This is a genomic window from Oharaeibacter diazotrophicus (assembly GCF_004362745.1).
GTDB classification, from domain to species: Bacteria; Pseudomonadota; Alphaproteobacteria; order Rhizobiales; family Pleomorphomonadaceae; genus Oharaeibacter; species Oharaeibacter diazotrophicus.
Window position 1 is genome coordinate 351,862 of record NZ_SNXY01000006.1, and the last position, 21,782, is coordinate 373,643.

General features: G+C 72.1%; 24 protein-coding genes and 2 tRNA genes. 16 read left to right on the top strand and 10 right to left on the bottom strand.

Translation table 11 applies throughout. The features are described from left to right. Window positions 1-6 precede the first annotated feature (6 nt). Entirely contained in the window at window positions 7-1,428 is a 1,422-nt protein-coding gene (locus tag EDD54_RS01770; protein WP_126537141.1) for a serine/threonine protein kinase, read from the top strand. A gap of 4 nt (window positions 1,429-1,432) precedes the next feature. Here the strand turns inward: EDD54_RS01770 and EDD54_RS01775 are convergent, their stop codons facing one another. Beyond that, the gene (locus EDD54_RS01775; protein WP_126537139.1) at window positions 1,433-2,185 is read right to left on the bottom strand and encodes an alpha/beta fold hydrolase; all 753 of its coding nucleotides are present in this window, start codon (window positions 2,183-2,185) and stop codon (window positions 1,433-1,435) included. A 215-nt stretch (window positions 2,186-2,400) separates the two neighbouring features. On the opposite strand from EDD54_RS01775, the gene EDD54_RS01780 reads away from it, so the two are divergent. From EDD54_RS01780 to EDD54_RS01800, 5 genes are all read left to right on the top strand, one after another. Continuing rightward, window positions 2,401-2,646 (top strand): zinc-finger domain-containing protein, encoded by a 246-nt coding sequence (locus EDD54_RS01780; RefSeq protein WP_126537136.1) that lies wholly within the window; start codon window positions 2,401-2,403, stop codon window positions 2,644-2,646. Between the two features lie 7 nt (window positions 2,647-2,653). Beyond that, entirely contained in the window at window positions 2,654-3,847 is a 1,194-nt protein-coding gene (locus EDD54_RS01785; RefSeq protein ID WP_126537134.1) for an FAD-dependent monooxygenase, read from the top strand. A gap of 246 nt (window positions 3,848-4,093) precedes the next feature. Further along, window positions 4,094-5,275 (top strand): MFS transporter, encoded by a 1,182-nt coding sequence (locus tag EDD54_RS01790; protein WP_126537132.1) that lies wholly within the window; start codon window positions 4,094-4,096, stop codon window positions 5,273-5,275. Between the two features lie 169 nt (window positions 5,276-5,444). Next, the gene (rpmG, locus tag EDD54_RS01795; RefSeq protein ID WP_126537130.1) at window positions 5,445-5,612 is read left to right on the top strand and encodes a 50S ribosomal protein L33; all 168 of its coding nucleotides are present in this window, start codon (window positions 5,445-5,447) and stop codon (window positions 5,610-5,612) included. 262 nt (window positions 5,613-5,874) lie between these two features. Beyond that, window positions 5,875-6,096: a hypothetical protein gene (locus tag EDD54_RS01800; RefSeq protein ID WP_126537128.1), complete on the top strand. Its 222-nt coding sequence runs from the start codon at window positions 5,875-5,877 to the stop codon at window positions 6,094-6,096. A gap of 11 nt (window positions 6,097-6,107) precedes the next feature. Here the strand turns inward: EDD54_RS01800 and EDD54_RS01805 are convergent, their stop codons facing one another. The 5 genes from EDD54_RS01805 to EDD54_RS01825 all read right to left on the bottom strand — a co-directional run bounded on the left by EDD54_RS01805 (window position 6,108) and on the right by EDD54_RS01825 (window position 8,520). Further along, entirely contained in the window at window positions 6,108-7,181 is a 1,074-nt protein-coding gene (locus tag EDD54_RS01805; RefSeq protein ID WP_126537126.1) for a zinc-binding metallopeptidase family protein, read from the bottom strand. Window positions 7,182-7,330: 149 nt separating this feature from the next. Next, window positions 7,331-7,407, bottom strand: a tRNA-Arg gene (locus EDD54_RS01810). Window positions 7,408-7,567: 160 nt separating this feature from the next. Further along, window positions 7,568-7,873, bottom strand: a complete 306-nt coding sequence (locus EDD54_RS01815) for an ETC complex I subunit (protein WP_126537124.1) — start codon at window positions 7,871-7,873, stop codon at window positions 7,568-7,570. A gap of 59 nt (window positions 7,874-7,932) precedes the next feature. Then, window positions 7,933-8,009, bottom strand: a tRNA-Pro gene (locus EDD54_RS01820). Between the two features lie 241 nt (window positions 8,010-8,250). Then, the gene (locus EDD54_RS01825) at window positions 8,251-8,520 is read right to left on the bottom strand and encodes a hypothetical protein (protein ID WP_126537122.1); all 270 of its coding nucleotides are present in this window, start codon (window positions 8,518-8,520) and stop codon (window positions 8,251-8,253) included. Window positions 8,521-8,584: 64 nt separating this feature from the next. Here EDD54_RS01825 and EDD54_RS01830 point away from each other — a divergent pair, with 64 nt between their 5' ends. Beyond that, a complete protein-coding gene (locus tag EDD54_RS01830; RefSeq protein WP_126537120.1) occupies window positions 8,585-11,581 on the top strand; it encodes an N-6 DNA methylase in 2,997 nt (998 codons plus the stop codon). A gap of 33 nt (window positions 11,582-11,614) precedes the next feature. On the opposite strand, the gene EDD54_RS01835 is transcribed toward EDD54_RS01830, so the two are convergent. Then, a complete protein-coding gene (locus tag EDD54_RS01835) occupies window positions 11,615-12,115 on the bottom strand; it encodes a DUF192 domain-containing protein (protein WP_126537118.1) in 501 nt (166 codons plus the stop codon). A gap of 151 nt (window positions 12,116-12,266) precedes the next feature. Further along, the gene (locus tag EDD54_RS01840; protein WP_126537116.1) at window positions 12,267-12,842 is read right to left on the bottom strand and encodes a cold-shock protein; all 576 of its coding nucleotides are present in this window, start codon (window positions 12,840-12,842) and stop codon (window positions 12,267-12,269) included. 243 nt (window positions 12,843-13,085) lie between these two features. On the opposite strand from EDD54_RS01840, the gene EDD54_RS01845 reads away from it, so the two are divergent. The 3 genes from EDD54_RS01845 to EDD54_RS01855 all read left to right on the top strand — a co-directional run bounded on the left by EDD54_RS01845 (window position 13,086) and on the right by EDD54_RS01855 (window position 15,379). Continuing rightward, complete coding sequence (locus EDD54_RS01845) at window positions 13,086-13,526, top strand: VOC family protein (protein ID WP_126537114.1); 441 nt, start codon at window positions 13,086-13,088, stop codon at window positions 13,524-13,526. 233 nt (window positions 13,527-13,759) lie between these two features. Beyond that, window positions 13,760-14,908, top strand: coding sequence for a YcbK family protein (locus tag EDD54_RS01850; RefSeq protein ID WP_166653423.1), 1,149 nt, complete (start codon window positions 13,760-13,762; stop codon window positions 14,906-14,908). A 42-nt stretch (window positions 14,909-14,950) separates the two neighbouring features. Continuing rightward, entirely contained in the window at window positions 14,951-15,379 is a 429-nt protein-coding gene (locus tag EDD54_RS01855) for an HIT family protein (RefSeq protein WP_126537110.1), read from the top strand. Window positions 15,380-15,463: 84 nt separating this feature from the next. On the opposite strand, the gene EDD54_RS01860 is transcribed toward EDD54_RS01855, so the two are convergent. Together EDD54_RS01860 and EDD54_RS01865 are read right to left on the bottom strand one after the other, a co-directional pair. Then, entirely contained in the window at window positions 15,464-16,219 is a 756-nt protein-coding gene (locus EDD54_RS01860) for a glycerophosphodiester phosphodiesterase family protein (RefSeq protein WP_126537108.1), read from the bottom strand. Continuing rightward, window positions 16,219-16,683, bottom strand: a complete 465-nt coding sequence (locus EDD54_RS01865; RefSeq protein WP_126537106.1) for a RidA family protein — start codon at window positions 16,681-16,683, stop codon at window positions 16,219-16,221. The genes EDD54_RS01860 and EDD54_RS01865 overlap by 1 nt, the downstream gene beginning before the upstream one ends. A gap of 235 nt (window positions 16,684-16,918) precedes the next feature. Between EDD54_RS01865 and EDD54_RS01870 the strand changes: the two genes are divergently transcribed. The 6 genes from EDD54_RS01870 (at window position 16,919) to thiL (ending at window position 21,683) form a co-directional block, all read left to right on the top strand. Next, window positions 16,919-17,722 carry a cell envelope integrity EipB family protein gene (locus EDD54_RS01870; RefSeq protein WP_165644931.1) on the top strand — a complete coding sequence of 268 codons (804 nt, stop codon included), beginning with the start codon at window positions 16,919-16,921 and terminating at the stop codon, window positions 17,720-17,722. Window positions 17,723-17,821: 99 nt separating this feature from the next. Continuing rightward, a complete protein-coding gene (ribD, locus tag EDD54_RS01875) occupies window positions 17,822-19,021 on the top strand; it encodes a bifunctional diaminohydroxyphosphoribosylaminopyrimidine deaminase/5-amino-6-(5-phosphoribosylamino)uracil reductase RibD (RefSeq protein WP_245515612.1) in 1,200 nt (399 codons plus the stop codon). Further along, the gene (locus EDD54_RS01880; protein WP_126537102.1) at window positions 19,021-19,617 is read left to right on the top strand and encodes a riboflavin synthase; all 597 of its coding nucleotides are present in this window, start codon (window positions 19,021-19,023) and stop codon (window positions 19,615-19,617) included. The genes ribD and EDD54_RS01880 overlap by 1 nt, the downstream gene beginning before the upstream one ends. A 95-nt stretch (window positions 19,618-19,712) precedes the next feature. Further along, entirely contained in the window at window positions 19,713-20,162 is a 450-nt protein-coding gene (gene ribH / locus EDD54_RS01885) for a 6,7-dimethyl-8-ribityllumazine synthase (protein ID WP_126537100.1), read from the top strand. Window positions 20,163-20,181: 19 nt separating this feature from the next. Continuing rightward, complete coding sequence (nusB, locus tag EDD54_RS01890; protein ID WP_126537098.1) at window positions 20,182-20,691, top strand: transcription antitermination factor NusB; 510 nt, start codon at window positions 20,182-20,184, stop codon at window positions 20,689-20,691. Further along, window positions 20,688-21,683 (top strand): thiamine-phosphate kinase, encoded by a 996-nt coding sequence (thiL, locus tag EDD54_RS01895; protein ID WP_245515613.1) that lies wholly within the window; start codon window positions 20,688-20,690, stop codon window positions 21,681-21,683. The genes nusB and thiL overlap by 4 nt, the downstream gene beginning before the upstream one ends. Window positions 21,684-21,782: the final 99 nt, after the last annotated feature.

Below are 21,782 nucleotides of genomic sequence, written 5' to 3' on the forward strand. Positions count from 1 at the left end.
GGCTCGATGAAGGCGGCGGCACTGGCGCCAGGGGCGGTGATCGACGGGTTCGTGCTGCAGGAGCGCATCGCGGTCGGCGGCATGGGGGCGATCTGGCGCGTCAACCATCCCGACTGGTCGATGCCGCTCGTCCTGAAGGCGCCCTTCCTCGGCGCCGGCGCGGACGTCTCCACCATCGTCGCCTACGAGACGGAGGAGATGATCCTCCGTCGCCTGACCGGCCGGCACGTGCCGCGCTTCGTCGCCGCCGGCGACCTCCGCCGGCTGCCCTACATCGTGATGGAATACGTCGACGGCCCGGTGCTGGAATCGCGGCTCGGCCGCGAGTCGTTCTCGCCCGAGGAGACCGCCCGCATCGGCGCCCGGATCGCCGCCGCGCTGGTCGACCTCCACCGCCAGCACGTCGTCCACCTCGACCTCAAGACCGGCAACGTGGTGCTGGCCGAGCGCGGCGCCGTGCTGATCGACTTCGGCCTCGCCCGCCACGACGAACTGCCGGACCTCCTCGGCGAGGAGAGCGACGTGCCGATGGGCTCGCCGGCGACCATCGCGCCGGAACAGCTGCTCGGCGACCGCAGCCAGCCGGCCAGCGACATCTTCGCGCTCGGCTGCATCCTCTACGAGCTCGCCACCGGCGAGAAACCCTATGGCGAGCCGGTGTCGACCTCCGGCCAGAAGCGGCGGCTCTACGCCCCGCCGGTGCCGCCGCGCAGCCGCGACGGCAAGGTGCCGCGCTGGCTGCAGGAGGTGATTCTCCGCTGCCTCGAGATCGACCCGGCCGACCGCTACGCCAGCGCCGGCCAGCTCCTGTTCGACCTCCGCCATCCCGATCAGGTGGCGCTGACCGAGCGTGCGGCGCGCAGCGGCCACGAGACGAGCCTGATGGAGCGCATCCGCGGCTTCTTCGGCGCCCGCCGGATGGAGCGCCGGCCGCTGCCGAAAATCTCGGTGGCCCGGCGCATCTCGGCGGCGCCGGTGATCGTGGCGGCGGTCGATCTTTCCGCCGGCTCCGACCCGCTCGCCCAGGAGGTCCGCCTCCACGTCGCCCGCGTGCTCGCCGCCGAGCCGGGGGCGCGGCTCGCCTGCCTGACGGTGATCCGCACCAAGCTGGTCGGCGACGATCCGAAGCACGACGCCACCGGGCGCACCGTCTACGTCTCCCGGCTGGTCGCGCTCAAGGACTGGGCCCGGGCGCTCGACCTGCCGGAGGACCGCGTCAGCTTCCACGTGCTCGAGGCCGTCGACCCCGGCAACGCCATCCTCGACTACGTCCGCCTCAACGCGGTCGACCACATCGTCATGGGCGCCCGCGCTTCCGGCGCGCTCCGCCGCCACCTCGGCAGCGTCTCCTCCGCCGTCGTCGCAGAGGCCGGCTGCACCGTCACCGTCGTGCGCCTGAAGGCGGGGGGCGAGGGCGAGGAGGGGTAGGCCCTCACGCCCTCCGGGCGAGGAACTCGGTGACGCCCTGCTTGAAGACGCGGTCGCCGACGGCGACCATGTGGTCGCGGCCGGGGATCTCGAGGATCTCGGCGTGCTGCATCAGGGCGGCGAGGTCGTGCGGCGAGCCGGCGATCAGGTCGCGGGTGCCGACGGCGATCAGCGTCGGCACCGCGATGCGGCCGATGTCCTCGCGTTCGATCGGCTGGCGGACCGAGCGGATGCAGGCGGCGAGCGCGAGGCGGTCGCTCTTGGTCTGGTCGGCGAACTGGCGGAAGGCGCGGCCGGTCGGGTCCGATACCTCGGCGAGGCTGGCGGCCTCGAGCGCCTGCGCCACCGGCTCGCCGAGCGTGACGCCCTCGACGAGGCCGAGGCCCATGCCGCCGAGGATCAGCGAGCGCACCCGCGACGGCGCCGTCAGCGCCACGAAGGCGGAGATTCGCGCGCCCATCGAGTAACCCATGACGTCGGCGCGCTCGATCTCGAGGTGGTCGAGCAGGCGGACGGCGTCGGCGGCCAGCGCCGGCAGCCGATAGGCCTCGGGATCGTAGACCTTGGCGCTGTCGCCGTGGCCGCGGTTGTCGAGCGCGACGACGCGGCGGCCGGCCTTGGTCAGCGTGTCGACCCAGCCGGGATAGACCCAGTTCACCTGCTTGTTCGAGGCGAAGCCGTGGATCAGCAGGACGGGATCGCCGGAACCCTCGTCGAGATAGGAGAGGTCCAGGCCATCGGACGAAAAACTCGGCATTCGGCTCGCTCCATCGCCGCCACGCTCGGGCGGCGGACCATAAGGCGCTTCGGCCCCGCAAGGGAAGGGGAACGCGCCGCGGCGGCGGTGGCTCCGCGGTTTCCGCGCGCATCCGAAGCATCCCGGGGCTCGACGCCCGCGGCGCGCGCCGCTATGACGGAACCGACGGCGGCGGGCGCCCGGGCGGCCCCGCCATGCTTGGCAGCGAGGACTTCATGGCTGGTGCGCTCGTTCCCCATTTCGCCAACGACGCCGGTGTCGACGTCATCCGCATCGGCGCGCGGGAGTTCATGTGCGTGGGCGCGAAGCCGCCCTTCGACCATCCGCACGTCTTCCTCGACATGGGCGACGACGCCGAGAAGATCTGCCCCTACTGCTCGACGCTCTACCGCTACGACCCCGCGCTGAAGCCGGCCGAGGCCGTGCCGGCGGAGTGCTCCTACACGCCGAAGGCCGCCTGAGGCCGTCATGTCCGAAGGCCCCACGGTCGTGATCGTCGGGGCCGGCATCGCCGGCCTCGCGCTGGCGCTCGCGCTCGCCGAACGCGGGATCGCCAGTCATCTGCTCGAGCGCGCCACCCGCCTCGAGGAGGTCGGGGCGGGCCTGCAGCTCTCCCCCAACGCCACCCGCGTGCTCGCCGGTCTCGGCCTCGGCCCGGGTCTCGACGCCGTCGGCGTCCGGCCCGCGGCGATCGCGATCCGCGACGCCGCCGCCGGCCGCGAGATCGTGCGCCTGCCGCTCGGCCCCGCCTTCGAGGCCGCCCACGGCGCGCCCTACGTCGTCGTCCACCGCGGCGACCTCCAGGCCCTGCTGCTCGACGCCGTCGCCCGCCGCCCCGAGATCACGCTGTCGCTCGGCGCCGTCGTCGATCGGGTCGAGGACGGCGCCGACGCGGTCGCCGTGGAAGCCACGATCGCCGGCGCGCGCCGGCGCCTCGTCGCCGACGTGCTGGTCGGGGCCGACGGGGTGTGGTCGCGGGTGCGCGGCGACGTTCTGCGCGCCGGCGGTGCGGTCTACTCCGGCCGCACCGCGTGGCGGGCGACCCTGCCGGTCGAGGCGCTGCCCGCCGGCGGCGACTTCGGCTCGGTGACCGGGCTCTGGCTCGGCGCCAAGGCCCATCTGGTCCACTATCCGATCCGCGCGGGACGCGCCTTCAACATCGTCGCCGCCGTCGACGACACCTGGGCCGACGAGCGCTGGAACGTCGTCGGCGACCGCGACGACCTCATCCGCCACTTCGCCGACTGGCCGGCCGACGTGCGGCGGCTGCTCGAACTGCCGGAGACCTGGCGCAAGTGGGCGCTCTGCGCCGCGCCGCCGACCGCGCCGTGGGTGCGCGGCCGGATCGCCCTGATCGGCGACGCCCAGCACGGCATGCTGCCCTTCGTCGCCCAGGGCGGCGCGATGGCGATCGAGGACGCCGCCGTGCTCGCTCGCCGCCTCGCCGACACCGGCGCGCCCGTCGCGGACCGGCTCGCCGCCTACGCCGACGACCGCCGCCGCCGCGTCGCCGACGTGGTCGCCACCGCCCGCCGCAACGCCACCGTCTACCACCTCGCCGGCCTGCCGGCCCTCGCCCGCAACGCCGCCATGCGCCTGATGGGCCCGAAGCGCCTGCTCGGCGGCATGGAGTGGATCTACGGCTGGCGCGACGCCGCGTGAGGGCAGGGGGCGAACGTCGGACACGTCGCCCGCCCCGCGCGTTCACGCCCGTCCGATTTCCTTCCCGTCATCGGCCTGCTATGATGCGGTCGTATTGCAACGGTGGAAATCCTCCCGCGGTCCCGGCGCTCATGACGATCCTACGAGAACGGATGGGAAAATCACGATCCGCCGCGCCGGCCTGATCCGCCGGCGCCGCCTGTTCGCGCGTCCCCCGTTCCGTTCCGATTCGTCCCGAGTGTTCCCATGACCGTCTCGTCCGCCCTCGATTCCGCCGGCTTCGACCGCCAGCGCCTCCTCGGCATCGCCGCCGCGATCGGCGCCATCTCCGCCGTCGGCACCTCGCTGAGCCTCGGCCTGCCGCTGCTCGCCCTGGTGATGGAGCAACGCGGCCTGTCCGGTTCGGCGATCGGCCTCAACTCGGCCATGGCCGGCATCGCTTCGCTGGTGACGACGCCGTTCGTGCCGACGATCGCGGCGCGGGTCGGCGCGGCGCGGATGCTCGCCGCCTCGGTGATCCTCGCGACCGCCGTGTTCCCGCTGTTCTACGTGTTCGAGAGCTACGCGGCGTGGATGCTGCTGCGGCTGGTGTTCCACGGCGCCATCAACGCCGCCTTCGTGCTCTCGGAATTCTGGATCAACGCGCTGGCGCCGTCGACGCGGCGCGGCCTCGTGCTCGGCGTCTACGCCACCGTGCTGTCGCTCGGCTTCGCGGTCGGACCGGTGATCCTCGCCGCTGTCGGCTCGGAGGGATCGCTGCCCTTCGTGATCGGCACCGCGGTGATGGCGACGTCGGTGCTGCCTGTGCTCGGCGCCCTCGGCTCCAACCCCTCGATGGAGGGCGGCGGCGGCCGGCCGTTCTGGCGCTTCTTCACGCTGGTGCCGATCGCCACCTTCGCCGCCCTCGCCATGGGCGCCACCGAATCCGGCATGATGAGCTTCATCGCCATCTACGGCCTGCGCCTCGGCTTCGAGGAGGGCATGGCGGCAATGATGGTGACGGCGGTCGCCCTCGGCAACGTCGTCTCGCAGATCCCGCTCGGCGTGCTGTCGGACCGGGTCGATCGCCGCAAGCTGCTGCTCGTGATCGCGGCCCTCGGCGTCGTCTTCACCGCGGCGATTCCCTTCGTCGCGCACTGGACGCCGGCGCTGCTGATTCTGGTGGCGGCCTTCGGCAGCGTCACCGCCGGGCTCTACACCGTCGGTCTCGCCCATCTCGGCGCACGGCTGTCCGGTGCCGACCTCGCCGCCGCCAACGCCGCCTTCATCTTCCTCTACGCGGTCGGCATGCTGATCGGCCCGGCGTCGATGGGATGGGGCCTGGACGCCTGGAATCCGCACGGCTTCATCGTCGTCGCGGCCTGCTATCTCGGCGGCTACACGCTCTTGACGGCGCTGCGCATCCGCTACCGGCCCAAGTCCGGCTGAGGCGCGCCGCGGGGAGGGCGTCGAGCGCCCGCCCGGTGGAGCGCCGGATGCCGGAGTTTCTTGACAACTCCGGCGTTTCGACTAGGGTGCGCGCCGATCTGGCGCCGCCCGCGGTGCCCGGCCCGAAGGGCCGTTGTCGAATCTCGAGACCCTCGAAAGGAGCCGGGCCATGGCCAAGGCGACGACCATCAAGATCAAGCTCGTGTCCACCGCCGACACCGGCTACTTCTACGTGACCAAGAAGAACTCCCGCACCATGACCGAGAAGATGTCGATGCGGAAGTACGACCCGGTCGCCAAGAAGCACGTCGACTTCAAGGAAGCCAAGATCAAGTGAGCGCCTGAGCGCCACGGGATCGCCGCCGACGACAGGGCCGCCCCACCGGGCGGCCCTTCGCGTTTTCGGCGGCCGGTGTGCCGCGAGTCGCACGTCGCGTGGCGGCACCGAACCACCGAGCGCGGACGTTACGGGCAGGGGCGGGCCTCCCGCGGTCGCCAATATGCACGACGCGCACAATTGCCATGCGCAATCGCGCCGAGTTGCCCGTGGCGCCGCTCCGGGGGACCCTTGAGGGAGTGGCGGATCCGGAGGGACGGCGATGCAGGACGAGGTGGTGGAGGGCCTGGAGCGGCTGCTGGGCGAGGCCCGGCTTCTGCGCGATCGCAATCGCCACCTGCTGGCGCGACTGCTGCGCCGCGGCGAAGATCCCGAGCCCTTCGCCGCACCCTTCGACCAGATCGAGGACGCCGTCGCCCGCCTCGAGGCGCTGCTGGCGGCCGCCGGCAGGGGCGCGGAGCCGCGCTGCGCGGCGCCGCACTGACGCCCGTCGGGCTATACCGGTCGGGCCTGTGCGTGGATCAGGTCGTGCACGAAGGCGAGTTTCGCCATCACCGGTTCGGACAGCACGAAGGGATAGAGGTCGGGCTGGCCCATGCTGCGGTTCACGCCGTTGATGGCTACCGTGAGCGGCACCCACGCCTCGATCAGGTCGTTCGGCGAGCCGGGCGCATAGGGCTGGAAATCCACCTCGGCGGCGAGCGGGTCGGCGTTGCGCAGGCGCGGACGGATGCGGATGCCGAAGGAGCGCGCGGTCTCGAGCGCGTCGACGATGTGGACGTAGTGCGCGAAGGTCTCGGCGAAGTCCTCCCAGGGGTGGGCAGTGGCATAGGACGAGATGTAGGCGTCGCGCCAGTTCGCCGGCGGTCCCTGGTCGTAGTGGCGGGCGAGGGCGGCGGCGTAGTCTTCGCGTTCGTCGCCGAACAGCGCGCGGAAGCGGTCGAGGTTGCCGCGGTCGCGCACCAGCCGGTCCCAGTAGTAGTGGCCGACCTCGTGGCGCATGTGGCCGAGCAGGGTGCGGTAGGGCTCGCCCATGGACGTGCGCCGACGCTCGCGCTCGGCGTCGTCGGCCTCGGCGAGGTTGATGGTGATCACGCCGGTGTCGTGGCCCGTGAGCGGCTTCTCAAACGTGCCGTCGAGCGCGATGCCGTCGGCCAGGAAATCGAAGGCGAGGCCCTCCTCGGGGTCCTCGTCGCGGTCCGGCATCGGCAACGCCCAGCGCGTCAGCGAATAGAACAGATGGCGCTTGGCGAGTTCGATCCGGCGCCAGGCCGCCACGTGATCCGGGATCGACAGGTCGGGGATCACGCGGTTGTGCCGGCAGGCCTCGCAGAGCGTCCGGCCGGTGTCCGCGGCGACCAGCCAGTTGCAGGCGTCCTCGCGGGCGTTGTCGCAGAAGAAATAGGTCCGCCCCGGGTCGGCCAGCGCGCGCCAACCGTCGCCCTCGGGCTCGACCGCGGTGACCACGAACAGCTCCGGCAGGTAGCCGAGGCGGTGGCCGCAGTCGATGCAGACCGTGTTGTCGAAATGAACCGCGTTGCGGCAGCTCTGGCACTCGAAGACCTTCATACCCCCTCCGGATCGGCGGCCCGATGTGTCGTCGCTGCGATGCGACGTCTCTGCGGTGCGTCGTGACGATGCCGCCGGGCCGAACCCTGAACGGCCGCCGGACCGGAAGGTTTCGACGGGAGCGGGGAATTTCGAAGCGCGTCGCGCGCTGGCGACCCCAGGAGGGCTCGAACCTCCGACCTGCCGCTTAGAAGGCGGCTGCTCTATCCAGCTGAGCTATGGGGCCGGTCAGGGGAGGGCCGCACGGGTGGTCGGCGCGGCCCGGTCGTGGCGGTGTGGTGCGAGGCGGGTGGCGCGCCGGCTCCGGATCGTCGCCCGAGGGCGAGATGCACGTGCCGGCCGCGGCATCGGACGTCCCGACGGGCCGGGACGATCCGGGCCCGCCGTCAGTGGGTCCAGGTCTCGGCGCGGCCGAACTTGAAGTTGTCCGAGTAGGACATCCGCTTGGTCGTCTTTTCCTTGGGCTCGACGACGCGGGCGGGGATGCCGTTGCGGGCGGCGTAGGCGACCGCCTCCTCCTTGGTGTCGAAGGACAGGCGGATCTGCTGGAGCATGTCGGTCGTCGACGTGTAGCCCATCAGCGGCTCGACGCTGCGCGGCTTCTCGGCCTCGTATTCGAGCACCCAGTCCTTCGTCCGCGCCTGGCCGGACTGCATGGCGTTGCGCGTCGGTCTGTAGATCCGGGCGATCATCGCGACCTCGTCCCCTCGGCTCCGTGACATCTCTGCGGCCAGAAGGCCGCGGGATCCGCTGGTCGGGGCAGCAAGATTCGAACTTGCGGCCCCCTGCTCCCAAAGCAGGTGCTCTACCAGGCTGAGCTATGCCCCGACGGCGCGCGGAACCCGCGGAATACCTAGCCGCGGCCAGGTCCGAAGGCAAGCCCTGGGGCGGGCGGCGGCACAGGGAAGAGACCGACACGAACCTTCCGGAATGCCGGCTTCCCCGACAAGTCGCCCAGCGCAACCATCCGTCCGCGACCCGCACGCGACAGGTCCGCGCCCGGCGCGGGTCGCGTGGTCCGGTCCGGGTCGTCACGGCCCGACCCTGAAGCGGCCGCCGCGCCGCGAATTCAGAATCGCGTCGCGTGCAGCCGGTCCATTTCACGGTCGAACCGGTCCCAGAGCGGGCCGCCCTCCTCGCCGAGCAGTTCGGAGTCGCGCTGGAAGCGGTTCTCCTCGTGCACGGCGTCGAGCGGATCGCGCCAGGGAAAGGTCTCCGCCGCTTCGAGACGCGCCAGGGTCGCCTCGAGGCGCGCCCGGATTGCCGTCCGCTGCGCCTGCGACAGGGAATTGCGCGCGGCGTCGTCCTGGGCGAAAAGATCTGTCTGCGTGAATCTCATCGTGGCAGCCTATGCTTCCACCCCGTGCGCGGGCAACGGTGTCGCGCAAGGTGGGAGGGGATAAGTGGCAGAGATCTGGCGTCGGGACCGCCTGCCGGAGATCGTCCGCGCGATGGCGTCGAGGCCGAGGCACGAGGCACTGCGCGGTCTCGTCACGGAACTGCTGCGCGAGGGGTTCGGTGCCCGATTCAGCGAACTCGAGCACGAGCGCTATCTGGTCGACAACAGCGGGCGCATCGACGTCGCGTGGGGCGCCACCGTCATCGAACTGAAGACCGACCTCCGCCGCGAGGAGCGCGACGTGGTCGCCCGCATGCCCGCCTACCTCGCCGACGCGGCGAGGGGCCGCGCTCCCGGCCGGACCCACGTCGGCCTCGCCACCGACGGCGCATCGCTCGTCGCCTACACGCTCGATCGCGGAACGCTGAGGCAGATCGGCCGCTACGAGGTCCAGGTCGAACACCCCGAACGGCTCCTCGGCTGGCTCGAACCGCTGTTGTCGCCCCAGCCCGAGATGATGCCGACGCCGATCGCGGTCGCGCTCGCCTTCGGCCGCTACAGTCTGGCGTTCGGGCGCGCCCACGCGGAACTGCAGCGGCTCTGGGACGAGGTGGGAAGCCATCCCGAGGTGCGGCTGAAGCGCAACCTTTGGGACGGCCTCCTGCGTCAGGTCTACGGCGACGACGTCGGCAGCGACGCCCTGTTCCTCCAGCACACCTATCTGACCATCCTGGTCAAGGCGATCGCGGCGCGCGTCCTCGATCTCGAGATCGAGGACCCCGCGGACATGCTGTCCGGCCGGTTGCTGACGAACGAGGGCATCGTCGGTGCCGTCGAGGCCGACTTCTTCGACTGGCCGCTGCTCGCGGCGGACGGCGCGGCACTGGTGCACGCGCTGGCCGCGGAGACGGTTCGTTTCCGTCTGCGCGACGTCGAGGTCGACGTGCTCAAGAGCCTCTACGAGAGCCTGATCGATCCCGACGAACGGCACGACCTCGGCGAGTACTACACGCCCGACTGGCTGGCGGCGCGGGTGGTGGCGGCCGCCGTTCCGCGTCCGCTCGAGCAGCGCGTACTCGATCCGTCCTGTGGATCCGGGACGTTCCTGTTCCACGCGCTGCGCCACCTGATCGCGGCGGGCCGGACGGCGGGGGTTCCGTCCGCCGAGATCGTCGCGGCCTGCGCCGATCGCGTGTTCGGCATCGACGTGCATCCCGTCGCGGTCGCGCTCGCGCGCGTGACGTGGCTGCTCGCGCTCGGCGATCTGGTGCAGGACCGGCCGCCCGTCCTCAACGTGCCCGTCTACATGGGCGACTCCATGCAGTGGAACCTGCGCCCGCTCGGTGCGTCGGCCGAAGTGCTGGTCGACGTGCCGCCCAACGATCCGCCGCTGCGGATCCCGGCAGGGCTCGCGAGCGACCTCGGCCTGTTCGAACACGCGCTCGACGAACTCAACCGCGGTCTCGACACGCTCGCCGAGCCGGAGGCGGTCCGGGATGCGATCGCGCGCGCCGGTGCCGCGCCCGAGGATGCCGCCATGCTCGGCCGCACCTTCGCGCAGCTGAAGCGGCTCTTTCTCGAGGGCCGCGACCACATCTGGACCTTCGTCCTGCGCAATCTCCTGCGCCCGGTCTGGCTGTCCCACCCCCGCCATCGCGCCGACGTGCTGATCGGCAATCCGCCCTGGATCGTCTATCGCCACCTGAGTCCGGACATGAAGGACCGGTTGCGCGAGGCGCTGCAGAGCTACGGGCTCTGGGTCGGAGGCCCTCTGGCCACGCATCAGGACATGTTCGCGCTGTTCTGGGCGCGCGGCGCCGAGCGCTATCTGCGTCCGGGCGGCACGCTGGCGCTCGTGCTGCCCTATGCGGCGCTCAACGCCCCGGTCTTCGCCGGCATGCGCGACGGCAGCATGCAGCGCGTCAAGGTGGCGATCACCGGCGGCTGGGGGCTGGAACGGGTCTGGCCCATCTTCGGCGCACAGTCGGGCAGCAGCACGACCAGCACCTGTGTCCTCTTCGGGGCGCGCGACCGGGACGGCGCGCTGCCCGGGGAGGTCGAGCGCTGGGTCGGCGTGCTCAAGCGGCGAGATGCCACCGAGGCCGAAGCGACCGAAGCACTCACGCACATTCGGGCACCATGGCCCCGGCCGCGCACGCTCGTTGCCGCGTCTCCCTATCGAAAGCGCTTCAGACAGGGTGCGACACTGACTCCGCGTCGGTTCTTCCTCGTCGAAATGGCCGCTACCAGCCGCTTGGGAAGCCGCCGCGAGGCGCCCCGTGTACGCGGCCGCGTGGGCAATCTCGACAAGGCGCCATGGACGGGCGTCGAGCCGCCCGAGGGCCCCGTCGAGCGCCGGTTCCTCCGCCAAATCGCGCTCGGCGAGTCCGTTGCGCCGTATCGCGTCCTCGACCTCGTGACGGGTGTGGTCCCGATGGAGGACGGTGCGATTCTGACGGCCGCCGGTGCGGACGCGCGCGGGCATCGTGGCCTCGCCGCTTGGCTGCGCGACGCCGAGGCGAAGTGGAACGAGCACAGCAACAAGGGTGCCGGAGGGGTTCCTCGTGCAACCTTGACCCAATCGCTCAATCATCTGCAAAAGCTGACCGCCCAGTCTCAAAGGTCGCCGATACGCGTGCTGTACACCAAGGCAGGAACGCGGCTCAGCGCCTGCTGGCTCCTGGACGACGACGTCATCGTCGACCACATGGCCTACTGGGCGGCAGCCCATTCGATCGACGAAGCCGCCTACGTGACAGCGGTCCTGAACACGGGCGTCGTTCTTGACCGTGTCAGGGACCTCCAGCCGGTCGGCCAGCGCGATCCGCGCCATTTCGACAATCTGATTTGGACGCTGCCGATCCCCGAGTTCGATCCGGCCGAGGCGCTGCACGCGGACCTCGCCGCGGCGGCGCTGCACGCCGCCACGGTCGCCGCGCGTGTCGACCTGCCCGAGGACGCGCATTTCACGATGAGACGCCGTGCCATCCGCGACGCCCTGAGCGAGGACGGCGTGGCCCAGATGATCGAGCGCCTCGTCGACGCGCTGCTCCCGCCCTGACGGCGCCGAGGCCGGCCACCGGCCGCCCTTCGTTCACCGCGGCAGCAGGTCGTGGGCGATGCGGTCGCCGGGGGCGAGGGCGATGCGGCGGGCGGTGCCGGCCTTGAGTTCCAGCACCCAGCGCACCGGGCCGCCGGAGGGAATCAGCGCGCGCGAGCGCGGGATGGTGTCGGTCGCCACCGAGACGACGCGGCCGTCGGCGCCGACGAAGGCGATGTCGAGGCTGACGTAGGTGTTCTCCATCCAGAAGTTGGCTTCGCCGACGCCGCCCATGTCGAACAGCATGCCGCGGTCCGGGTCGAGCGAGCGGCGGTACATCAGGCCGAGCGCGCGGGCGTCGGGCGTCGCCGCCACCTCGACCTCGAAGGGATAGACGCCGGTCTTCGTGGTGATCGACAGCGGCGAGGTCGGCCCCTCGACCACCTGGGGATCGCCGTCGATCGCCTGCGCGTGCAGCGCGGGCGCCGGTCCGGCGAGAACGAGGAACGAGAAGAGCGCGACGGCGAGGGCGCGGGCGAACGGCTTCGGGGTCATCGGGTGGCTTGCGAATCCGGGGAGGGAACGGTTCGACCGATTCCTCCCCGAAGATTGCCGCCGGATCATGGCGGAACGCGCATGCATCGTCGCGACGGCACGGCGAACGGTGCCGATCGCGGACGATGCCGGCGTCGGTACGACGCCCGTGTCAGTGCGAGGAGGGGATGCCGCCGGGCTGGAGCGGGCGGATCTCGGCGCACATCAGGCCCTTCGGGCCGTCGCCGAAGCGGACCAGCACAACCTGGCCGGGGCGCAGCTCGGTGATGCCGAAGCGGCGCAGCGTCTCCATGTGGATGAAGATGTCCTCGGTGCCGTCGCCGCGGGTCAGGAAACCGAAGCCGCGGATGCGGTTGAACCACTTCACGGTGACCTGCTCGAGTCCGCTCGACGGCGTCACCTGGACGTGGGTGCGCGAGGGCGGCAGCTGCGAGGGATGCACCGCGGTGGTCTCGTCCATCGACAGGATGCGGAGCGCCTGCAGGCCCTTGCTGCGGTTCAGCACCTCGCAGACGACGCGCGAGCCCTCGTAGGCGGTCTGGAAACCGTCGCGGCGCAGGCACGTGACGTGGAGCAGCACGTCCGGCAGGCCGCCCTCGTCGGGCACCACGAAGCCGAAGCCCTTGGAGACGTCGAACCACTTGATCCGGCCGGCGACGACGATGACGTCGAGCGAAGCGTCCTCTTCGGCGGCATAGGCCTCGACTTCGACTTGACCCTTCGCCATGGACCAGCCCCCACGATCGCACTCACCGAAACGGATGTCCGTCCCGCACCGTCGTGATTCCCTAATCGAAGATTACCACCGAAGGCCGGCCCGACTTCAAGGGCGGATCGTGGTAACCGGGGCGTCGGCCGCCGTTTTTTCGCCTCCTTTCCGCCGCGACGCCGGCACGCACCGCTTTGCCGCGTCGCCGTGCGGCCCTATATCGGAGCGATCGACCGCCACCATCCCCCGGGGAACCCACCGATGCGCTACCTGCACACCATGGTCCGCGTCCGCGATCTCGACGAGGCGCTGGACTTCTGGAGCCGCAAGCTCGGCCTCGTCGAGGTGCGCCGCTCCGAATACGAGAAGGGCCGCTTCACGCTGGTCTTCCTCTCCGCTCCCGACGATCTCGAGCGCGCCCGCGCCGGCGCCGCGCCGCTGGTGGAACTGACCTACAACTGGGACCCCGAGGTCTATGGCGAGGGCCGCAACTTCGGTCACCTCGCCTACGAGGTCGACGACATCTACGCCACCTGCACCCGCCTGATGGAGGCCGGCGTGACCATCAACCGCCCGCCGCGCGACGGCCGGATGGCCTTCGTGCGCTCGCCGGACAACATCTCGATCGAGCTGCTGCAGAAGGGCGCGGCCAAGGAGCCGGCCGAGCCGTGGTCGTCGATGCCCAACACGGGCAAGTGGTGAGCGCCCGCCAAGGGAGTTCCCCACCTCCGTAGAATCGCGCAAACGACCGCCCACGGGCGGTCCGTGGACCCGACGATTGCTAAAAAATGCTTGCGTCCCCGGACGCGCCGGTATTCCTTGACGGCGCGTCCGGACGGCCGTCCACCCGGGAGGCACCGCGGTTTTGCGCGGTTCGGACGGCGCACCGGCCCGGCCTTGCCGGTTCCGATGGCCAAGACGGGGAAGACGGGAGCATGCATGTCCGACTGATCGCCGCGGCCTGCGCCGCCATCGTCGTCTCCTCCTGCTCCAGCGTCTACGACACCGCCGACTTCGTCCGCCGCGATCCCGCCAAGCCGGGCGCCACCGCGACGACCGTCGCCGCCACCGATCCGGCGAAGGCGCCGACCACGGAATCCGCCGCCGCGGCACCCGCCGCGAAGCCCGACGCCGCCGCTCCGGCCGCGAAGTCCGATTCCGCTCCGGCCTCCACCGGAGACGGCGCGCCGTCCCCGGTCGCCGCGTCCGCCGCGGAGGCGCCCGCCGCCGCGCAGCCGCGCAGCCTGCTGGCGATGTTCCGCGCGGCCACCGCCGCGCCGGCCGTCGTCGCCGCCGAGGCGGCGGTGAACGACGAGGCCGCCGCGGCGCAATCCGGCAAGACGGGGGCGGCCGCGACGGCCGCGGCGCCCGCCGCTGCGACGACCGCGCCGGCCGCGGCCGCGACCCCCGCTCCGGTCGTCGAGGACGACGGCGGCGACGAGGTTTCCGAGGCCGACCTCGCCGGCGAGGTCGAGGCCGACCCGACCAAGATCGCGGTGCCCGAGGAGCCGATCGACGACGGCCTCGAGCACGACTTCGTCAACGTCTACTCCTCCAAGCCCGACGCTCCGGTCGAAGCGATTCCCGGCCTGCCGGGCGTGTCCTGGGAGGGCAACCTCGTGCTGGCCTCGCGCGGCGACGACGGCGACCCGCGCGGCCTGTTCGGCGGCGAGGACCATCCCTTCGCCCGCACCGTGCCCGGCATCCCGCGCCAGATCGTCCAGGCGGCCAACGGCCTGCTGCTCGCCCATTCGGCGATCAACGTCTCCTGCATCAAGCCGGACCTCCTCGGCCTCGTGCGCCGCGCCGAGGGCCATTTCGGCCACAAGGTGGTCGTGACGTCGGGCTACCGCTCGCCGGCGCACAACCGGCGCGTCCACGGCGCCCGGCATTCGCAGCACATGTTCTGCAACGCCCTCGACCTCTTCATGCCCGGCGTCGCCCGCGACGACCTCGCGCGCTTCTTCTTCGCCCAGCCGGACCGCGGCGGCATCGGGCTCTACTGCCACACCCGGTCGATCCACATCGACACCGGCCGCCGCCGGCAGTGGCGCTGGGCCTGCCGCGGCCGCGGTCGCGGCTGAGCGCCTTCCCGTCCGATCCACCCTGTGCCGAAGGAGACCGCGATGCCGGTGCCCTACGATCCCGCCAACGTCTTCGCCAAGATCCTGCGCGGCGAGATCCCGAACCACACCATCTACGAGGACGAGCACACGCTCGCCTTCATGGACATCATGCCCCAGGCCGACGGCCATGCGCTGGTGATCCCGAAGACGCCGGCGCGCAACCTGCTCGACGCCACGCCCGAGCAGCTCGCCGCGGTGGTCGCGACCACACAGAAGGTGGCGCGCGCGGTCAAGAAGGCCTTCGCCGCACCGGGCGTTCTGGTGATGCAGTTCAACGAGGCGGCCTCCGGCCAGACCGTGTTCCACCTGCACTTCCACGTCGTGCCGCGCTTCGAGGGCACGGAACTCCGCCCGCACGCCGGCGGCGCCACCGACCACGGCGCGCTCGCCGCCCACGCCGCCAAGATCCGCGCCGCCTTGGAAGGCTGACGCGGCGACTCCCGGCTCCGGAATACGAGAAGGGCGCCCGCCGGGGGATCGGTGGGCGCCCTTCTCGTTTCCGCGTGGATCGTATCAGGCCTCGGGGTCGAAGCCCTCGAAGATCATCTGGTCGGCGTGGGCCGCGGCGGTGGCGCGGGCGGCGGGGTTGCGGACGGTCCAGGTCAGCAGCGGCAGGCGCCACTCCTCGCGGACGCGGCGGGCGATCGCGTTCGGCAGCAGGTCGACCCAGTAGCCGACGAACTGGAAGCCCGACCACGGCCGGTGGGCGAGGGCGGCGAGATCGGCGCGCGCGGCGTCGTCGAGGTCGCCGTAGTCGTGCGGGTCGCGGGCGTCGTCGGCGACGATGCCGCGCACGAGCGCAGGCGCGACGACGCCGAAATCCTCGACCATGCGCGGATCGAAGGACATCACCGCGACCGGACCGTCGTAGCGGGCGAGCTTCGCCGCCACCGCCTCGACGAGGTCGCGCTGGCGGGCGCCGAAGCGGCTCTTGACCTCGATCACCAGCGTCGACCGGCCGGCGACGAGGTCGAGCACGTCGTCGAGCGCGGGGATGCGATCGGCCGTCGCCTTGAACGGCACCTTGCGAAGGTCGGCCATGGCGAGGCCGGCGGTCGGCCCGTGGCCTTCCGTCAGGCGGTCGAGCGTATCGTCGTGGAAGACGAAGACCTCGCCGTCGGCGGAGAGGTGGACGTCGATCTCGATCGAGAAGCCGCGGTCGGCGGCGGCGGCCACCGCAGACAGAGTGTTCTCGATCCGGCCGGCGGCCGCGTCGTGGAACCCGCGATGGGCGACCGGACGGGCGGTCAGCCAGCCGAGATCGGACATCACGCGACCTCGACGACCGCGTCGATCTCGACCGCGACGCCGAAGGGCAGGGCGGCGACGCCGAGGGCGCAGCGCGAATGCTTGCCGCGCTCGCCGAGCACCTTGCCCATCAGGTTGGAGGCGCCGTTGATCACCTGCGGGTGGTCGACGAAGTCGGGCGCGGAGTTGACGAAGCCGTTGAGGCGGACGACGCGGACGATCCGGTCGAGGTCGCCGACGGCGGCCTTGACCTGCGCCAGGATGTTGAGCGCGCAGAGTTCGGCGGCGCGCTGGCCCTGTTCGATCGTGAGGCCCGCACCGAGCTTGCCGGCGACCTCCTCGCCCGACGGGCTGCGCGAGATCTGGCCCGACACGAACAGGAGGTTGCCGGTCTGCACGACGGGCACGTAGTTGGCCGCCGGCGCGGGGGCGGCGGGCAGGGCGAGCCCGAGCTCGGCGAGCAGCGATTCGACGACACCGGCCATGGATCGGATCCCTTCCTCAGATGTGGCTGCGCCGGTTCTGACCGATCGCGGGGGGATTGGCAACGACCTCGCCAGCGCGCCGACGGGCCGGCCCCCGACCGCCCGGGGACCATCGCCGACACGGAACGGTGGACCGTGGCGCCGGCTTTAGAAAAAAGCCCGATTGTCCCGTATGGTGCAGCGCGGCGACTCGCATCGCCCGACGACGCGGGCTCTCCCGCCGGAAAGGACCGTCATGAAATTCACCGCCGTGCCCGCGCTCGTGTCGGCGCTCCTCGCGGCCGGACCGGCCCTCGCCGGCGCCGGCCCGCTGACGCCGCACCGGGCGGTCTACGACCTCTCGCTCGCCGGCGGCGCCGGCCTGTCGGAGGACGCGCCGGACATGACGGGCCGGATGGTCTACGAGTTCACCGGCAACGCCTGCGAGGGCTACACCACCAACTTCCGCTTCGTGGTCGCGAGCACCGGCGACGACGGCAGCCGGTCCGTCACCGACCTGCGCACCTCCAACCACGAGGACGCCGACGGCGCCGGCTTCCAGTTCCTGTCGCAGACCTACACCAACCAGGTCCTGACCGAGGACGTGAAGGGCACCGCCGCGAGTGCCGACGGCAAGGTCACGGTCGAGCTCGGCGGCGGGGCGAAGCCCGTCACCTTCGCCGGCACCACGCTTTTCCCGACCGCCCATCTCCTGAAGGTGATCGAGGCCGCCAAGGGTGGCGCGAGCGTGGTCGAGCAGGACGTCTACGACGGCTCCGACGGCGGCGGCCGGGCCTACCGCACCACCACGCTGATCGGCCGCGAGAGCCGCGACGCGGCCCCCGGTCCGGCCGCGAAGATCGGTCCCGTCAGGCACTGGCCGGTCACGGTGTCCTATTTCGACCCGACCGCCACCGGTGACCAGACGCCCGAGTACACCATTGCCTTCCAGCTCTGGGAGAACGGCGTTTCCACCGACATGACCATGGACTACGGCGACTTCGCCCTCGCCGGCCGCCTGATGGGCTACGAGGCACTGCCCGAGGACAAGTGCGACTGAGGTGCAGGGCTACGGGACGGCGCGGTTCGCGGCCGGCGATTGCCTGATCCGCGCCACGACGGGCTTTATCGACGCGCGCCGGCGTGGCAGAGAACGCCCGTGACCTCGCCGATCCGCCATATCGCCGCCGCCGCCTCGCCGCCGCGCGAGGCAGCCGGGCGCCCCGATCCCGAGACCGACCGCCGCTTCATGGCGGCGGCGATCGCGCTCGGGCGTCGCAACCTCGGCCGCGCCTGGCCCAATCCTTCGGTCGGCGCCATCGTGGTCCGGCATGGCCCCGGCGGCCCCGAGGTGGTCGCCCGCGGCACCACCGCGCCCGGCGGCCGGCCGCACGCCGAGGCGGTGGCGCTCACTGCTGCCGGCGAGGCCGCCCGCGGCGCCACCGTCTACGTCACGCTCGAGCCCTGCGCGCACCACGGCCGGACGCCGCCCTGCTCGGAGGCGCTGGTCGCCGCCGGTGTCGCCCGGGTGGTCGCGTCGGTGACCGATCCCGATCCGCGCGTCGCCGGCCGCGGCTTCGCCCATCTCGAGGCCCACGGCATCGCGGTCACCCGCGGCGTGCTCGCCGCCGAGGGTGCCGCGCTGCACGCCGGCCACGTCAGCCGCGTCCGCCGCGGCCGGCCGCACCTGACGCTGAAGCTCGCCGTCTCCGCCGACGGCGCGATCGGCCGGGTCGGCGCCGGGCAGGTGGCGATCTCCGGCCCGCTCGCCCGCGCCTACGCCCACGGCCTCCGCCTCTCCAACGACGCCATCATGGTCGGCGTCGGCACGGTCCTCGCCGACGATCCCGAACTGACCTGCCGGCTGCCCGGCTGCGAGCACCGTTCGCCGGTGCGCGTGGTGCTCGACCCGGCGGCGCGGACGCCGCCGGCCGCCAAGGTGGTGCGCGGCGCCTCCCGCGTCCCCACCTGGATCTTCGTCGCGCCCGACGCCCCCGACGAGCGCATCGCCGCCCTCGGCGCGGCGGGCGCCTCGGTGCTGGTGGCGCCGCGCGCCGGCGAACCCCATCTCTCGGCTGGTCTCGATCTTGCCGACGTGCTCGGCCAGCTCGGCCGCGCCGGCATCACCACGCTGCTCGCCGAAGGCGGCGCGCGCGTCGCCCGGGCGCTGGTCGAGGCCGATCTCGTCGACGAGGCGGCGATCGTCGCCGCTCCGGTCACGGTGGGCGAGGGCGGCGTGCCCGCGCTCGCCGGCCTGCCGCTCTCCCGCCTGCTGGCGGACCCGCGCTACGAAACCCTGGAACGACGCCGACTGGCGGACGATCGCCTCGTCCGCGTCGGCCGCGAGGAGACCGACTGATGTTCACCGGTATCGTCACCGACGTCGGGGAGGTCGTGCGCGTCGACGAACGCGCCACCGGCGTGCGGGCCCGCATGGCCACCGCCTACGACCCCGAGACGATCGCGATCGGCGCCTCGATCGCCTGCTCGGGCGCCTGCCTGACCGTGATCGAGCGCGGCAGCGAGGGCGGCCGCGGCTGGTTCGACGTCGAGGCCTCGGTCGAGACGCTCGCCAAGACCACGCTCGACGAGTGGAAGCCCGGCAAGCGCGTCAACCTCGAGCGCGCGCTGAAGATCGGCGACGAACTCGGCGGTCACATCGTCACCGGTCACGTCGACGCGGTGGCGACCCTGGTCGCCCGCGACGACGTCGCCGACATGGCGCGCCTGACCTTCCGCGTGCCGCACGAACTCGCGCGCTTCGTGGCCGAGAAGGGCTCGGTGACGCTCGACGGCACCTCGCTGACCGTGAACGACGTCGACGGCGACACCTTCTCGGTCATGCTGATCCCGCACACGCTGACCGTCACCACCTGGGGCGAGCGCCGGGCCGGCGACCGCATCAACTTCGAGGTGGACCTGATGGCCCGCTACGTCGCACGGCTGAGGGGGTGAGCGTGGGAGAGGTCGTCGAACTCAGCCGGTCCCCCTTGACCCGATCCGCACAGCGTGGTCTCTCGCGCCGCACCGCCCACACGAAGGAAACGCAAATGGCCGAAACGCCGCATCTGCTCGTCATCGAGGCGCGCTTCTACGACGACATCGCGGACGAGCTGTTCGCCGGTGCGGCCGAGGCGCTGACCGCGCGCGGTGCCACCTTCGACCGCGTCCAGGTGCCGGGCGTGCTGGAGATCCCGGCCGCCCTCGCGATGGCGCTCGACGCCGCCGAGGACGGCGTCGTTTCCTACGACGGCTACGTCCTGCTCGGCTGCGTCATCCGCGGCGAGACCACGCACTACGACATCGTCGCCAACGAGTCCGCGCGCGTGATCATGGAGCTGGTGGTGTCGGAGAGCCTCGCCGTCGGCAACGGCATTCTGACCGTCGAGAACGACGATCAGGCCTGGGCCCGCGCCCGCCGCAACGACAAGAACAAGGGCGGTGCCGCCTCCGAGGCCGCGCTCGCCATGATCGCGCTCCGCGAGCGCTTCGGCGCCTGACCCGACGAGAGCGCCTGCCATGAGCGACATCGGCCGATCGAACCAGCGCCCCGAGCCGCGCCCCGCCAACCAGCGCGGCGCGGCCCGCCTCGCGGCGGTGCAGGCGCTCTACCAGCTGGAGATCGGCGGCGAGGACATCGTCGCCGTCGTCACCGAGTTCGAGGCGCACCGCCTCGGCAAGGAGATCGACGGCGTCGAGTACCGTCAGGCCGACGCGGCGTGGTTCCGTGACATCGTCGCGGGCGTGGTCGGCGAGCAGCGCCGGCTCGATCCGATGATCCACACCGCGCTGGTCGAGGACTGGCCGCTGAAGCGGGTCGACGCCACGCTGCGCGCCATCCTGCGCTGCGGCGCCTACGAGCTCTCCAAGCGTCCGGACGTGCCCGGCCGCGTCATCATCACCGAGTACATCGACATCGCCCGCGCCTTCTTCGGCGACGACGAGCCCAAGCTCGTCAACGGCGTGCTCGACCGTCTCGCCCACGATCTGCGGCCCGACGAGTTCCCGGCCGTCGGCGCCAAGCCGTGACCGGGGCCGACCGGCCCGGGGAGTTCGAGCTGATCGCGCGCGTGTTCGCGCCGCTGGCCGGGGAGGGTGCCTTCGGCCTCGTCGACGACGCCGCCGTGCTGACCCCGCCGCCGGGCGAGGACTTGGTGCTGACCAAGGACGCCGTCGTCGCCGGCGTCCATTTCTTCCCCGACGATCCCTGGGACGCGGTGGCGCAGAAGGCGCTGCGCGTCAATCTCTCCGACCTCGCCGCCAAGGGCGCCCGCCCGCTCGGCTACCTGCTCGGCCTCGGCCTGCCCGACGGCTGGCGCACCGAGGACGCCGAGGCGCTCGGCCGCGGCCTCGCCCTCGACCAGGACGCCTACGGCCTGCGCCTCCTCGGCGGCGACACCGTGCGCTCGCCGGAGCGGCTGATGCTGTCGGTCACCGTGTTCGGCGCGGTGCCGGCCGGGCGGATGGCCCGCCGCGGCGGCGCCACCCCGCGCGACGTGATCGTCGTCACCGGCACGATCGGCGACGCCGCGCTCGGCCTGAAGCTCCGGCTCGATGCGGGTCTTTCCGGCCGGCTCGGCCTCGCCGACGCCGACCGCGACCACCTGCTCGACCGCTACCTGCTGCCGCGACCGCGCTCGGCGGTGGCCGGCGCCGTGCTCGCCCACGCCGGCGGCGCCATGGACGTCTCCGACGGTCTCGTCGGCGACCTCGCCAAGATGGCGGCCGCCTCCGGCGTCGCCATCCGCCTCGACGCCTCCCGGGTGCCGCTGTCGGACGCGGCGCGGGCGGCGATCGCCGCCGACCCGGCGCTGCTGCGCACCGCGCTCGGCGGGGGCGACGACTACGAGATCGCCGTCGCGCTCGACGAGGACGACTGCGACGCCTTCGTCGACGCCTGCCGCGACGCCGGCGTCGCCGCGACGCCGATCGGCCGCGCCGAGGCCGGCCGCGGCGTCACCGTGGTCGGCACCGACGGTGCGGTGATGGATCTCGGCGCCGGCAGCTACGCGCACTTCTGATATCCGTCTCGCAAGGTACAGACTCGTCGGGGCGTTGCGAGGTCTCGGCCTTTCGGCCGGCGCCCGGTCGGGCGCTTCTCGCCCACAAGGCTCCGACCA

Bases quoted from the DNA above. Each gene is read 5' to 3' on its own strand.
- EDD54_RS01835 (WP_126537118.1), bottom strand. From the start codon at position 12,115: ATGACCCCGAAGCCGTTCGCCCGCGCCCTCGCCGTCGCGCTCTTCTCG.
- EDD54_RS01865 (WP_126537106.1), bottom strand. From the start codon at position 16,683: ATGGCCGGTGTCGTCGAATCGCTGCTCGCCGAGCTCGGGCTCGCCCTG.
- EDD54_RS01780 (WP_126537136.1), top strand. From the start codon at position 2,401: ATGGCTGGTGCGCTCGTTCCCCATTTCGCCAACGACGCCGGTGTCGAC.
- EDD54_RS01870 (WP_165644931.1), top strand. From the start codon at position 16,919: ATGAAATTCACCGCCGTGCCCGCGCTCGTGTCGGCGCTCCTCGCGGCC.
- EDD54_RS01785 (WP_126537134.1), top strand. From the start codon at position 2,654: ATGTCCGAAGGCCCCACGGTCGTGATCGTCGGGGCCGGCATCGCCGGC.
- EDD54_RS01800 (WP_126537128.1), top strand. From the start codon at position 5,875: ATGCAGGACGAGGTGGTGGAGGGCCTGGAGCGGCTGCTGGGCGAGGCC.
- EDD54_RS01860 (WP_126537108.1), bottom strand. From the start codon at position 16,219: ATGTCCGATCTCGGCTGGCTGACCGCCCGTCCGGTCGCCCATCGCGGG.
- EDD54_RS01850 (WP_166653423.1), top strand. From the start codon at position 13,760: ATGCATGTCCGACTGATCGCCGCGGCCTGCGCCGCCATCGTCGTCTCC.
- EDD54_RS01815 (WP_126537124.1), bottom strand. From the start codon at position 7,873: ATGATCGCCCGGATCTACAGACCGACGCGCAACGCCATGCAGTCCGGC.
- EDD54_RS01855 (WP_126537110.1), top strand. From the start codon at position 14,951: ATGCCGGTGCCCTACGATCCCGCCAACGTCTTCGCCAAGATCCTGCGC.
- EDD54_RS01880 (WP_126537102.1), top strand. From the start codon at position 19,021: ATGTTCACCGGTATCGTCACCGACGTCGGGGAGGTCGTGCGCGTCGAC.
- nusB (WP_126537098.1), top strand. From the start codon at position 20,182: ATGAGCGACATCGGCCGATCGAACCAGCGCCCCGAGCCGCGCCCCGCC.
- EDD54_RS01840 (WP_126537116.1), bottom strand. From the start codon at position 12,842: ATGGCGAAGGGTCAAGTCGAAGTCGAGGCCTATGCCGCCGAAGAGGAC.
- EDD54_RS01845 (WP_126537114.1), top strand. From the start codon at position 13,086: ATGCGCTACCTGCACACCATGGTCCGCGTCCGCGATCTCGACGAGGCG.
- EDD54_RS01825 (WP_126537122.1), bottom strand. From the start codon at position 8,520: ATGAGATTCACGCAGACAGATCTTTTCGCCCAGGACGACGCCGCGCGC.
- ribH (WP_126537100.1), top strand. From the start codon at position 19,713: ATGGCCGAAACGCCGCATCTGCTCGTCATCGAGGCGCGCTTCTACGAC.
- EDD54_RS01775 (WP_126537139.1), bottom strand. From the start codon at position 2,185: ATGCCGAGTTTTTCGTCCGATGGCCTGGACCTCTCCTATCTCGACGAG.
- rpmG (WP_126537130.1), top strand. From the start codon at position 5,445: ATGGCCAAGGCGACGACCATCAAGATCAAGCTCGTGTCCACCGCCGAC.
- EDD54_RS01790 (WP_126537132.1), top strand. From the start codon at position 4,094: ATGACCGTCTCGTCCGCCCTCGATTCCGCCGGCTTCGACCGCCAGCGC.
- EDD54_RS01805 (WP_126537126.1), bottom strand. From the start codon at position 7,181: ATGAAGGTCTTCGAGTGCCAGAGCTGCCGCAACGCGGTTCATTTCGAC.
- EDD54_RS01770 (WP_126537141.1), top strand. From the start codon at position 7: ATGAAGGCGGCGGCACTGGCGCCAGGGGCGGTGATCGACGGGTTCGTG.